11 protein-coding genes are annotated in these 12,025 nt (G+C 74.4%); 6 read left to right on the top strand and 5 right to left on the bottom strand.

The features are described 5' to 3' along the window. Window positions 1–69 precede the first annotated feature (69 nt). A complete protein-coding gene (locus R2737_07715; protein ID MEZ5116139.1) occupies window positions 70–537 on the bottom strand; it encodes an SRPBCC family protein in 468 nt (155 codons plus the stop codon). Window positions 538–686: 149 nt separating this feature from the next. Between R2737_07715 and R2737_07710 the strand changes: the two genes are divergently transcribed. The 6 genes from R2737_07710 (at window position 687) to R2737_07685 (ending at window position 7,281) form a co-directional block, all read left to right on the top strand. Then, window positions 687–1,643 (top strand): aldo/keto reductase, encoded by a 957-nt coding sequence (locus R2737_07710; protein ID MEZ5116138.1) that lies wholly within the window; start codon window positions 687–689, stop codon window positions 1,641–1,643. 39 nt (window positions 1,644–1,682) lie between these two features. Next, complete coding sequence (locus R2737_07705; GenBank protein ID MEZ5116137.1) at window positions 1,683–2,120, top strand: OsmC family protein; 438 nt, start codon at window positions 1,683–1,685, stop codon at window positions 2,118–2,120. A gap of 194 nt (window positions 2,121–2,314) precedes the next feature. Continuing rightward, window positions 2,315–4,975, top strand: coding sequence for a hypothetical protein (locus R2737_07700; GenBank protein MEZ5116136.1), 2,661 nt, complete (start codon window positions 2,315–2,317; stop codon window positions 4,973–4,975). A 1-nt stretch (window position 4,976) separates the two neighbouring features. Beyond that, window positions 4,977–5,771 (top strand): hypothetical protein, encoded by a 795-nt coding sequence (locus R2737_07695; GenBank protein MEZ5116135.1) that lies wholly within the window; start codon window positions 4,977–4,979, stop codon window positions 5,769–5,771. Between the two features lie 77 nt (window positions 5,772–5,848). Continuing rightward, window positions 5,849–6,616, top strand: a complete 768-nt coding sequence (locus R2737_07690; protein MEZ5116134.1) for a molybdopterin-dependent oxidoreductase — start codon at window positions 5,849–5,851, stop codon at window positions 6,614–6,616. After that, window positions 6,613–7,281, top strand: a complete 669-nt coding sequence (locus R2737_07685) for a cytochrome b/b6 domain-containing protein (protein ID MEZ5116133.1) — start codon at window positions 6,613–6,615, stop codon at window positions 7,279–7,281. Before R2737_07690 ends, R2737_07685 begins: the two co-directional genes overlap by 4 nt. Here R2737_07685 and R2737_07680 read toward each other — a convergent pair. The 4 genes from R2737_07680 to R2737_07665 all read right to left on the bottom strand — a co-directional run bounded on the left by R2737_07680 (window position 7,247) and on the right by R2737_07665 (window position 12,015). After that, window positions 7,247–8,674 (bottom strand): wax ester/triacylglycerol synthase family O-acyltransferase, encoded by a 1,428-nt coding sequence (locus tag R2737_07680; GenBank protein ID MEZ5116132.1) that lies wholly within the window; start codon window positions 8,672–8,674, stop codon window positions 7,247–7,249. The genes R2737_07685 and R2737_07680 overlap by 35 nt on opposite strands. A 46-nt stretch (window positions 8,675–8,720) precedes the next feature. Next, window positions 8,721–9,623: an alpha/beta fold hydrolase gene (locus R2737_07675; GenBank protein MEZ5116131.1), complete on the bottom strand. Its 903-nt coding sequence runs from the start codon at window positions 9,621–9,623 to the stop codon at window positions 8,721–8,723. A 68-nt stretch (window positions 9,624–9,691) separates the two neighbouring features. Next, entirely contained in the window at window positions 9,692–10,060 is a 369-nt protein-coding gene (locus tag R2737_07670; protein MEZ5116130.1) for a hypothetical protein, read from the bottom strand. Between the two features lie 83 nt (window positions 10,061–10,143). Beyond that, window positions 10,144–12,015 carry a glycoside hydrolase family 15 protein gene (locus R2737_07665; protein MEZ5116129.1) on the bottom strand — a complete coding sequence of 624 codons (1,872 nt, stop codon included), beginning with the start codon at window positions 12,013–12,015 and terminating at the stop codon, window positions 10,144–10,146. Window positions 12,016–12,025: the final 10 nt, after the last annotated feature.

The following is a 12,025-nucleotide window of genomic DNA, read 5'->3' as shown; positions in this document are numbered from 1 at the left end:
GTGCGCCCTGCGCGGGTCCGACTCACGGTGGCCTGCGGGGGCGGGTGCCCTTGGTCCGACGCTCGGTCCTCAGTCGGGCCCGGTGGTCCGGGACTGCGCCGCCGCGGCCAGGTCGTCGAGGTCCTTGCCGACCATGCCCTCGATGCTGCGCCGGACGAACGGGTTCATGATCGCGCCGAGGACGCGCGACACCACGTGGGTCGGCGTTCCCGAGAACGTCATCGCCAGGTCCGTGCCGCCGCCGGGGCTCGCGGCCACCGTGACGACGGTCCGGTAGTGCATCCCGTTGCTCTCCGCCTCGACGGTGTAGGACGTCCCGGGGTCGATCTCGGTCACCCACATCTCCTCGGTGGCCTCGCGGCGCATCATCACCCGCGTCTCCCGCCACCGCGTCCCCACCCGGAACGGGGGTTCGGTCAGCATCTCCACCCGGACGACTCCGGTGAGCGTCCGCGGAGAGCCGGCAATGTCGGTAGTGAGTTCCCACACCACCTCCGGGGGCGCCTCGACGTGGCGGCTGACGGTGACCGGGTCCATCCGTACAGTCTGGCGTCCGATCCCTACGCGCGACCAGGCCCGCCGGATCGTCCGGTGCCGTCCGCGGCGCTGGCGCCCTGAGCGTGCTGCGGGTGCCGCAGGGGATCGTGCCGGTGCGACGGCTGCGTACCTGCTGACAGGATCTCGGTATGACCGTGCACGCGCGTCTGCCCCAGCGGCGCATCGGCGATCGCGAGGTCGGCTGCATCGGCCTCGGCTGCATGCCGATGTCCTTCCCGCTCATGCTGGACGACCGCCCGCGGGCACTGGCGACCATTCATGCCGCGCTCGATGCCGGCGTCACGCTGCTGGACACCGCGAACATCTATGCGCCCGCGTGGAACGCCATGGGCCACAACGAGGAGTTGGTCGCGGAGGCGCTGCGTACGTGGGACGGCGAAGCCGCGGACCGGTCCGCGCTGGTGGTCGCCACCAAGGGCGGTATCACCCGCGGGCCCGGTGAGACATGGGGTCGCGACGGGAGCCCCGACGGGCTGCTGCGCGCGGCGGAGGAGAGCCTGCGGGTGCTCGGCGTGGACGTGATCGACCTGTACCAGCACCACCGTGCCGACCCCGCGATCCCCTATGCGCAGCAGGTCGCCGCCCTCGGTGCACTCCGGGACCGCGGCCTGGTGCGGCAGGTGGGTCTGTCCAACGTGAACCTGCCGGAGCTGGACCTGGCGCTGGAACTGCTCGGCGGCACGGGTGGCGGCGGCGTGGTCTCGGTCCAGAACGAGTTCTCGCCACGGTACCGAGGGGATGCCGACGTCCTCGACCGCTGCACCGAGCTCGGGATCGCGTTCCTGCCGTGGTCACCCCTCGGTGGCGCGGACCAGGCGGCTGAGGTGGGGTCCCGGTACGAGGCCTTCGGCCGGGTCGCCGCCGACCACGGGGTCAGTCCGCAGCGCGTCGTCCTCGCCTGGCTGCTCGCGCTGTCGCCCGTGGTGATCCCTATCCCGGGCAGCAGCCGGCCGGAGTCCGTCCTGGACAGCGTCGCGGCCGCCGAGCTGGTCCTCAGCGCCGACGAGGTGGCCGTGCTCAGCACGACGCCTCCTGCGGCGGACTCGATGTACCCCGACGACCAGCCGCGGCCCCCGCTGCGCTGAGCGAGCGCCGCCGAGCGAGACCGAGCCGGAGGAGATGCGATGCCTACCCGCCACGCCACGACTCACTGGACCGGCGACCTCATGTCGGGGTCGGGCTCGGTCAGCCTGAACTCGTCCAACGCCGGTGACTTCCCGGTGTCTTTCCCGTCCCGCGCGGGTGAGCCGGAGGGGCAGACCAGCCCGGAGGAGCTGATCGCCGCCGCTCACTCGGCCTGCTACTCGATGTCGTTGGCGCACGCGCTGGCCCAGGCCGGTACGCCGGTCCTCGCCCTGGACGTCGACGCCAGCGTGACGCTGGGGCGCGACGAGACCGGCTTCGTGATCACCTCGATCGTGCTGCGCGTGACCGCGTCCGTCCCGGGTGTGAGCGAGCAGGACTTCCAGGCGATGGCGCAGCAGGCCAAGGAGAGCTGCCCGGTCAGCCGGGCCCTCGCGGCGGTTCCCGAGATCTCGCTCGAGGCCAGCCTCGACTCCTGAGCCGGCGACTCCGGAGTCGGCGGCGAGCGTGTCAGGGCCACGGACGCAGGAGTCAGTGCGAGGGAAGGAACCATGCCCGAGTCGGGACCCGGTCGAGGCCGACCGCGCCCGGGTCGGGTGCATCCCCCGTACGGCGGGGGTGACTAGGCCAAGGACCCTGGTTGGTGCGGTCGGCTCGGGCGAGGCTGCCCGACGTGGGCATCCGCCGCCTCCTTCCCCTGCTCGTCGGTGCCGCTGCCGGCACGGTCCTGGTGGCCCTTTCGGCGCCGGCGTCGGCGCTGGCGGCGCCGGGGTCGGGCACGGCGGCCGGGTCGGGCACGGCGGCCGGGTCGGGCACGGCGGCCGGGTCGGGCACGGCGGTCCGGCCTGGTGGGGCGGTCCGGACGTGGGGCGAGTCGGTGGGCGACCCTGCGGACGGGCTGGCCCTGACCTGGAACCTCGAGGGTGCCGGGCTGGACCGGATCAGCGGGCCGGTCCAGGACCGCTGGGTGGACGGTCAGGTCCTGTCCGACCAGGTCGTTCTGTACGCCGACCTCGTGGTCGGGCTGCCCGCCACGGCGAGCTCGGCGGCCGTCACCCGCGTGAGCGGGTCCGCCCGGCTGTCGATCGCCGGGAACATCACGCCCGAGACATCGGTGTCCTTCCCTCCGGCGGGAGAGCCGCTGGAGGCCGGTGCCGGTGACATCCGCCGCTGGCCGGTTCGCCTGCGACTGGCCGTTCCCCACGGCGTCCCGGTCACGTTCTCGGTATCGGTGGGACGGACCGGTGGTGTCGGCGAGGTCCTCCGTGTCGAGGGGTACCTCAACCCCTTCGTCGACGACGCGGCCACGGCGGCGGTCCCGCCGTCCGGCGCGCCCGCGACCCCGTCCGCCTCGGGTGTCGCGCCGTCCTCGTCCGCGGGTCCGGCTCCCCCCGCGACCGGTGCGGTGTCGTGGATCCCCCTGGTCGGCGGACTCGGCCTGCTGCTGGCGGCGGCCCTGCTGGTGGCCTGGGCGCTGCGTGCCCGTCGAGGGCCGCCGGGGTCGCCGCCGGAGACGGTGTACCTGCTGCAGGTGGACCCGCCGGAGATCACCACACCACCGGACCGCACCGTCCCGCTGCGGGCGGTGGCCTGGCGGGTCGACCCGACGGGCGCGGTCCTGCCCGCACCCGAGGCCGTCGTGGACGTCACCCTGTCCGCGCCGGTCCCGGGGATTCGGCTGGACCGGGCCGGAACCCCGTCGGCGGCGGAGGTCGGCGTGCACGTCGACCCGGGCGTCGCGGACGTCGACCTGGAGGTCGTGGCGACGTCGTCCGGCCCCGGCGCCGGGACGAGCGCTGCCTGCGCGGTTCACGTGCGCACCCAGTTCGAGGTCGTCCTGCGCGACCCGGACGGCCGCGAGCTGCGCGACGTGGACCTGCTGGCGGACGGGAGGGCGCTGCTTCGGCTGGTGGCGTACGGCCGCGAGGTCGGTGGCCGGGACGAGCCGAGCCCGTCCGTGGCCGTGGTCGGCGCCCGCCTGCGCGGCATCCCGGCGTTCGCGGCCGACCAGGTGGTGCTCCGCCTGCGCGAGGATCTCTCCCCACCCCACACGCTCACGTTCGAGGTCACCACCAGCCGGCTCCTCCTGGACTCCGAAGGTCGCCGCGCGTGGCGCCCGCAGATCGAGGTGCTGGCGCGCCGGCGTACCCCGACCGGGCTCGGGGAGGACCTCCCGCCGACGGTCTGGCCGCTGAGGGTGGTGTGCCCGCACCTGCGGCTGTGGGCCGTTCCGGGGCGCGACGCGGGGACGGTCGACCTGGCCGTGGCCGCCGTGGCTCCCGGTGACTGGGGGCGCCGACTGGCCGGGATCCCGTTGCGGTGCCGGGTGGAGGGGCCGGGGTCCGCACCCGGTTCGCTGACGGTCGCGTCCGACGAGCGCGTCGAGACCGATTCCGGCGGGACGGCCCACTGGCAGCTGAGGTGGTCGGGACTGCAGTGGCGGCTGCTCCCCACGGTCGACCTCGTCGTCGAGTCCGACGGGGCCGATGAGTCCGCGCGTGAGGGCACGGCGCTGCTGGTGGACGTCGGCCGCAATGCGCAGGCCCTCGTCGAGGCGGTCAATGCCCACCATCGCGACCCGGCTGCCGGTGGCGGGCTGGATCTGGTGAACCCGGTGTACGAGGCCTACTGGCGGTCGGTCCGGGAGGGCGCCTGGTCCGCCCGTGTCCAGGACCCGGTGTGGCGGCTGGTCACCGGCGCCGCCTGGAACCTTCGCTGCGGGGCCGTGGCAGACCTGACCAGCCCGTACATCTGCCGCAACATGGCCCCCCGCGTGGTGGAGTGGCTGCTCGCCCGCCGGGCAGGTCGTACGCCGCCGGCGGCCGCGTTCGATCCGGAGACGGCCGCGCGGATGCTCGGTCTGGAGCCCATCACGTACGAGTTCCCCGGGCTCGTCGGCCCCCACAACTGGGCGGCCGTCGTGCTGGCGGGGGACGCCGGCTACGACGACCCGCGCGCTATCGACTCCTGGTGGTCGCAGGACTGGCCCATGCCGACGGGCCCGGACGGGCTGATGACGAAGGAGGGGGAGCGGACCAGGGCGCTCGCGGTGGCGGCCGCCCGGACCGCCGCGGTGACGGCGGCGTGCGCCCTCCTCGCCTGGAGTGGTGTCGTGACCAGCCCCGCCCTCCTGGTCGGGATGCAGTACCTGCCCAGGGGAGCCGCGATCGAGGAGTCGCTGGCCCTGGCGCGGCTGCGGGCGCACCCCGAGGACGTCGTCGGGCCGAACGGCGTGGCGGGCTGGCCGGAGTCCTGGGTGGAGGCCGCTCTGGCGTGCGCGGCGCGGGACGAGCCCGGTGGCCCGGGCCCGATGCGTCGGTGGCGGGGGGTGTGACATGGCGGCCTCGCGTCAACCCGAAGCGGCGTCCTGGCCGCGAGTGCTCGCCGTGCTGTCGCGGGTGGCGCGCGGTGACGCGGTCGACGACGACGAGGTCGTGGCGGCGCTGGTCGTCCTCGATCGGTTGCGGGACGCCGCCGGGGCGGTGACCGGCGGGTCCGCGGCCGGCGGGGCCGCGGCCGGCGGGGCCGAGGCCCGTGGGGCCGAGTCCGGCGGGCTCGACGGAGACGGCTGGACGAGGGTGGGCCCGGTCCCGGTGGGGTGGGGGACCCGGGTCATCCACGTCTTCGGTCCCGGCGGCGACGGGCTGGCGCTGACGTTGGCCGAGGACGGCCGTTGCCGGGGAGGCGCCTTCGTCGCCGGTGACCTCGCGGCCGCCTTCACCGTGTCCGAGCCTGCGGGCGGTGACGGTGTCGGTGACACTGACGGTGACGGTCCTGGCGACGACGCCGGTCGGGTGGAGCTGTGGGTCGATCCCGGGGACGGGGTGCGCCGGATCGCGACGTCGTCGTTCGCCGGCGCGCGGGACGTCACCCGAGGTGCCGGGGACCCGGTGGGATCCGGGTGGTTCCCGATTGCGGCCACACCGTGGTACCGCCGTCCGGCAGACACCCCGGCGGAGGGGACGGATGCCGCCGAGGCGACCGGCCCGCTGTCCGCGGACCAGCTGGTCCGTCTGCGTCGGTCCGGCGGGATGGGGGACGAGGACCTGCTGTGGCGACCGGGGTGGAATGACTGGCGGGCCTGCGCCCAGGCCTGGCACGAGGTGGCGCGGGAGGCTCCCTACGCCTGAGATGCGCGCCCCAGCCGTCACCGGTCCGTAAGGCGAGGGGCGGTGCCGGTGCCGGCCTGGTGTGCTGTCCTGGTGCGGTGGACCGGACCTCTCATCACGGCGCCGACGACCGTGCGGACGGCACCGCCGTCGACGGCAGACCCCCGGACACCGGCGGCAGCCCGGTCGGCCGCCGGGTCGTGCTCGGGATGCTCGGGCTCGGGGCGCTCGGCGTCCTGGGCGGGTCGGCGGTGGCCCGCGGCGTCAGCTCGCTGTTCGCCAACGACCCGACGGGCATCACCAGCCTGCTGCCGGGCGCGGGTGGCTTCCGCTTCTACTCGGTGACCAGCGTCCAGCCGGAGCGGACCAAGCAGGACTACCGGCTCACCGTCGGCGGCCTGGTGGACCGTCCGCGGGAGCTCACGTTCTCCGACCTGGGCCTGCTCCCGCAGACCGGCATCACGGCGGACTTCCAGTGCGTCACGGGGTGGCGGGTCGACGACGTGCCGTGGAAGGGCGTGCTGCTCCGGGACGTGCTCGACCTCGTCGGCGTCCAGGACGCGGCGACCGCCGTACGGTTCACCTCGTTCGACGGCGTCTACACCGAGTCGCTCACGCTCGACCAGGCGATGCGCGACGACGTCCTGGTCGCGACCGGCATGCTCGGCGCCGAGGTGCGGCGTGAGCACGGTGGTCCCGTGCGCCTGTACGTGGCCCCGATGTACGGCTACAAGTCGCTGAAGTGGCTCGGCGGCATCGAGCTGACGGCCGAGGTGAAACCCGGCTACTGGGAGCTGCGCGGGTACGACATCGACGCCTGGGTCGGATCCTCCAACGGTCGCGTCAATGACGAGCCGATCGCATGACGGCGGCCAGCGACCCGGTGGCGGGAACCCGGCTGATGCTGCAGCGGTTCACCGGCGGCGAGCGGTGGGTGCACCGCAGCCTCGGGGTGCTGATGCTCGGCTGCCTGGCCAGCGCGGCGGTGCTGTACGTCCCCGACCTCAGCCAGCTCGTCGGGCGCCGTTCGCTGGTGGTGCAGGTGCACCTGTGGTGCGGCTTCCTGCTCCCCGTCCCGCTGCTGCTGGGGTTCCTGCTGTCGCCGTCGTTCCGGGCGGACGTGCGGCGGCTCAACCGGTTCCGGCCGGGGGACTGGGAGTGGCTGCGCTCCTCGGACCGTCGTAGCGGACGGATCGCCGTCGGCAAGTTCAACGCCGGCCAGAAGCTGAACGCGTCCTTCACCCTGGGCGCGGTCCTGGTCCTGCTCGGCACCGGCACCGTGATGCGGTTCGCCTGGCTGTGGCCGCTGGAGTGGCGGACCGGCGCCACGTTCGTGCACGACTGGCTCGCGCTGGCGGTGGCGGTGGTCGCCGTCGGGCACCTCTACATGGCCGCTCGGGATCCCGTGGCCAGGGCCGGCATGCGCACCGGGTCGGTCCCGGTCGACTGGGCCCGCCGCGAGCACGGCGCGTGGGCCGGTGCGGACGAACCGGGGACTACTCCGTCCGGCGGTCCTGCGCCGCCGCGATGAGCGCGGCCATGGTGTCCTCGACCCCGCGGGCGAGCACGTCGACGTCGGGTGCGGCATCGAGGTCGCCGGTGATGCCGAGGGCGAGCCGGCCGTCGTACGACATGATCCCGATGATGATCCGGACGGACATGCCCAGCGGGATGTAGGGGAACATCTCCTGCAGCCGGCGGCCGGCGAAGTACAGCGGGATCCGCGGCCCGGGCACGTTGGTCGTCACCGTGGACACCCGGTCCTGCCAGCCGTACTGGCCGATCCAGGTCGTCGCGGCGTCGAGCAGCGCCGGCGGGGGGACGTCGGCGAGCGCGAACGCCCCGGTGATCACCTCGGCCATGCCCGAGGTCTTCGCGGCCTGCAGCGTCCGGGTGAGGTCCTCCAGGCAGGCCACCGGGTCGGCCTCGCCGACGGGGAGGTCGACGAACAGCGCCGACACCGCGTTGCGCGGCCCGGCCGGGTCGGGCTCGGTGCGGGTGTTGACCGGGACCATCGTGCGGACGACCCGGCCGTCGACCGCGATGCCCCGTGACTGCAGCAGGGCCCGGAACCCGCCGGTGACGGCGGTGAGGACGACGTCGTTGAGGGTGCCGCCGAACGCCTGCCGGACCGTCTTGACCTCGCGGATCGACATCCGGGCCCAGGCCCAGCGCCGGTGCGGGCTGAGCGGGCCGGTGAGCTCGCTGACGTGGGGGCTCGCGAGGCGGCCGCCCAGGCGGGCTGCGCCGTAGGCGACCCCGGCCACCAGCTTCGCCGCGTCCGCGGGTCGCGCGAGGGTGCGTCCGAACGCGACCGCGCCGTGCGCCAGGTCCGTGGCCGAGCCCTGGACGGTGACTCGGACGACGTCGAGCGTCGAGGGCGACCCCTCCGCGGCCCAGTCCGTGTCGGTGCCGACGGGCTGGTCGTCCGCGGGGATCACGCGCGGGCGCGCGGGGGTGGGCTGGGGGTCGAGCAGCAGACCGGCCAGGTCCACCCCCGCGACGCCGTCGACCATCGCGTGGTGGGTCTTGCTTAGAAGCGCCCAGCCGCCGTCCCCGAGGCCCTCGACCAGCCACATCTCCCACAGCGGGCGGTCGCGGTCCAGGCGCAGCGAGAAGATGCGGCCGGCCGTGGTGAGCAGCTGCTCCTGGGTGCCGGGAGCGGGCAGCGCGGTGTGGCGGACGTGGTAGCGCAGCGAGAAGTGCGGGTCGTCGACCCACACCGGACGCCCGACGCCCAGCGGCGGGGTGTGGACGCGCTGGCGGTAGCGCGGGACGGCGGGCAGCTTGCCGGCGACGGCCTCGAGGACCTCGCGGTACGACGGCATCGGCCCGTCGAAGGTCAGGGCCGCGCCGACGGCCATCTGCTGCCGGTCGTTCTCCAGCCGGAGGAACATCGAGTCCAGCCAGCTCATCCGCTCCATCGGGCGAGTATGGCCGGGCCCGGTGTCCCCCGGTGGCCCGGTCGGGTCAGTGGCCCCGGCCGGTGACCGAGGCGATCTCGTCGACGTACTGGGGCCACAGCGCCGCGGGCAGGTCGTGGCCCATCCCGGGGAAGCCGACGAAGCGGGCCCCCGGGATCGCCTGCGCGAGGGCGCGGCCGCCGCTGGGGTGGATCAGCGGGTCGTCCAGCCCGTGCATCACCACGGTCGGGACCCGTACCCCTGCCAGCGCGCGGGTCCGGTCCGGTTGGGACATCGCTGCGGCCAGCTGGCGGGTGACGCCGGCGGGGTCGAACGCGCGGTCGTAGGAGCGGCCGGCGAGGTCCCGGACGTACGTCTCGTCCAGGGGGTAGCCGGGGGAGCCGATGACCCGGAAGGTGTCGATCCGCATCTGGATCGCGGCCTCGCGGTCGGGGGTCGGGGGCCGGCGCAGCAGCACCAGGGCCGCCCGCGGGCTGGGGAGGCCGACCCGGCGTGACCCGGTCGACGTCATGACCAGGGACAGCGACCGCACCCGGTCCGGGTGCCGCACCGCCACCGTCTGCGCGATGAACCCGCCCAGCGACGCGCCGACCAGGTGGGCCGACTCCAGCCCGAGCGCGTCGAGCAGCCCGACGGTGTCGTCGGCCATGTCGTCGAGGGAGTACGGGGGGCGCCGGTGCGGCAGCAGCGTGTCCCACGGCTTCGGCGTCGGCAGGCCGTCCAGGTGCGTGGACAACCCGATGTCGCGGTTGTCGAAGCGGATGACGTGGTGCCCCAGGTCGGCGAGCGCCCGGCACAGCGGGTCCGGCCAGGCGATCATCTGCGTCGCCAGCCCCATGACGAGGACGAGTGGCTCGCCCGCGGGGTCGCCGAACGTCTCGTATGCCAGCGTCACCGAGCCCACGTCGGCGAAGCGGGTGACCGGGGCGTGCACGGGGTCGGCGGTCATGCCGGGGAGGGTACGCGGCGACCCGGCTGCGGCCCTCGGGTCGGTCCGCGGTCGACCGGCGCGGCCGGTCAGGCGCCGCGGAAGAACACCCGGGGCCAGGGGGCGACCGGGTCCTCCGCCCGCCAGACCTCGGGGCCGTTCACCCGGGTGTGGCAGCCCTGGCAGAAGACCTCAGGGGCGCGGGCGGCCACCTCGTGCAGGTCCCCGTCGCCGTCGGTCCAGCGGGCCAGCACCCGGCCCCGGGCGTCGAGGTACCAGTGCACCCGGTGCCAGGGCCGCGCGTGCACCCCCACCGCGGTGTAGAGCGCGTCGGTGCCGCAGACCGGGCAGGCGACCCGGGTCAGCCGGCCGTCCGCCGCGTCCTCGACGTCCGCGTCGCGCCAGTGGTCACGGTGGGCGCCGGTCTCGTGCCGGGTGTCAACCCGTCGGTCGTCCATCCCGACCTCCCCCCGACGGTGTGGTGGCCTCCTCCGAACTCTCTACTCAGAGTAGCTCCGTGGTCACCGAACGCGTAGGGGGATCAGGTCGCAACTGTGTCTCGATCCGGCGGTACCTCGGGCGGGCCGTGCACCTCGGGCGGGCCGTGCACCTCGGGCGGGCCGTGCACCTCGGCCCGGTCGTGCGCCGGGCCACCACCCTCGCGCAGGTTGTGCGCGGCGTTGATGACGCCGACGTGGGAGAACGCCTGCGGGATGTTGCCCAGCATCCGGCCCGCGCGCGGGTCGTACTCCTCGCTGAGCAGGCCCACGTCGTTGCGCAGCGCCAGCAGGCGCTCGAGCAGCTCCCGCGCCTCGCCGTGCCGGCCCTGCAGGGCCAGGTTGTCGACCAGCCAGAACGAGCAGATCAGGAACGTGCCCTCCGACCCGCTCAGGCCGTCGTCGGTGGTGTCGGTGCGGTAGCGCTGCACGAACCCGTCCTGCACCAGCGCGTGGGACAGCACGTCCACGGTGCTCACCACCCGCGGGTCGTCCGGGGGCAGGAAGCCGACCAGCGGGATGGCGAGCACGCTGGCGTCCAGCGTGGTGGAGCCGTACGACTGCACGAAGGCGCCGATCCCGGCGTCGTAGCCGTGCTGGCACACGTCGGCATGGATCTCGTCCGCCACCCGCCGCCAGCGCTCCCCGTCGCCGGCCAGCCCGTAGCGCTCGACCCCCTTGGCCGCGCGGTCGAGGGCGACCCACGCCATCACCTTGGAGTACGTGAAGTGCTGCCGGCCGCCGCGGACCTCCCAGATCCCGTCGTCCGGGTCGCGCCAGTGCTCCACCACGAACTCCACCAGCTCGCGCTGCAGGTCCCAGGCGTCGGCGTCCGGCGGCAGGCCGGCCTTGCGGGCCAGGTGGAAGGCGTCCATCACCTCGCCGTAGACGTCGAGCTGGAACTGCCCGGAGGCGGCGTTCCCCACCCGCACGGGGGCGGAGCGCTCGTACCCGGGCAGCCAGTCGATGGTGGACTCCACCAGCCGACGCTCGCCGTCGACGCCGTACATGATCTGCAGCTGGGAGGGGGCGCCCGCCGCGGCACGCAGCAGCCAGTCCCGCCACGACGCGGCCTCTCCTTCGTGGCCGGCGACGGAGAAGGCGTACAGGGTGAACGTGGTGTCGCGCAGCCAGCAGTAGCGGTAGTCCCAGTTGCGCGAGCCGCCGACCTGTTCCGGCAGGGAGGTCGTGGCGGCCGCGACGACACCGCCGGTCGGGCCGTAGGTCAGCGCCTTGAGCGTCAGCAGCGACCGGACCACCGCCTCGCGGTAGGGACCCTCGTAGGAGCAGGTCCCGATCCAGTCGGCCCAGTAGCGCTGGCAGTCGGCGAGCGCCTCCTGCGCGTCCACCTGCGGTGGGGGCTCCTCGGCCGGGTGGTACGACGACAGCACGAACGGCACCAAGTCGCCCTCGCGGACCTCGAGGTCGGCCACCGTGGCGAGGTCCTCGCCGCGCAGCGGCACCGGCGTCGCCAGCCGGATGGCGTGCGGCCCCGCGACGGCGGTCATGCCTCCCGGCACCGCCTTCACCCAGGGGATCGTGTGCCCGTAGTCGAACCGCAGCCGCAGCGACATGTGCACGGGGACGGACCCCTGCAGTCCCTCGACCAGCCGCACCAGCGCCTGGCGGTCCGGTGCCGGGGTCATGAAGTCGACGATGCGAATCCGCCCGCCGTGCGTGGCGAGCTCGGTCTCCAGGATCAGGCTGTCGCCGCGGTAGCGCCGCTCCACCGCGACCACCTCGTCGGTCGGGTCCAGCCGCCAACTGCCGTGGCTGTCGTCGCCGAGCAGGGCGGCGAACACGGCGCCGCTGTCGAAGCGGGGCACGCACAGCCACTCGACGGCGCCGTCACGGCCGACCAGGGCCGCGGTGCGGGTGTCCCCGATGATCGCGTAGTCCTCGATCCGGCCGGCCATGGCGCCGTGT

The organism is Candidatus Nanopelagicales bacterium (assembly GCA_041393815.1).
Taxonomy (GTDB): domain Bacteria; phylum Actinomycetota; class Actinomycetes; order S36-B12; family JAWKJK01; genus JAWKJK01.
The sequence above is the reverse complement of the archived record's forward strand: the minus strand, read 5'-3'. Positions and strand labels throughout refer to the sequence as shown.

Excerpts from the sequence above, each read along its gene's own strand:
- R2737_07715 (MEZ5116139.1), bottom strand. The coding sequence starts at position 537 with ATGGACCCGGTCACCGTCAGCCGCCACGTCGAGGCGCCCCCGGAGGTG.
- R2737_07685 (MEZ5116133.1), top strand. The coding sequence starts at position 6,613 with ATGACGGCGGCCAGCGACCCGGTGGCGGGAACCCGGCTGATGCTGCAG.
- R2737_07705 (MEZ5116137.1), top strand. The coding sequence starts at position 1,683 with ATGCCTACCCGCCACGCCACGACTCACTGGACCGGCGACCTCATGTCG.
- R2737_07680 (MEZ5116132.1), bottom strand. The coding sequence starts at position 8,674 with ATGGAGCGGATGAGCTGGCTGGACTCGATGTTCCTCCGGCTGGAGAAC.
- R2737_07670 (MEZ5116130.1), bottom strand. The coding sequence starts at position 10,060 with ATGGACGACCGACGGGTTGACACCCGGCACGAGACCGGCGCCCACCGT.
- R2737_07710 (MEZ5116138.1), top strand. The coding sequence starts at position 687 with ATGACCGTGCACGCGCGTCTGCCCCAGCGGCGCATCGGCGATCGCGAG.
- R2737_07665 (MEZ5116129.1), bottom strand. The coding sequence starts at position 12,015 with ATGGCCGGCCGGATCGAGGACTACGCGATCATCGGGGACACCCGCACC.
- R2737_07695 (MEZ5116135.1), top strand. The coding sequence starts at position 4,977 with ATGGCGGCCTCGCGTCAACCCGAAGCGGCGTCCTGGCCGCGAGTGCTC.
- R2737_07675 (MEZ5116131.1), bottom strand. The coding sequence starts at position 9,623 with ATGACCGCCGACCCCGTGCACGCCCCGGTCACCCGCTTCGCCGACGTG.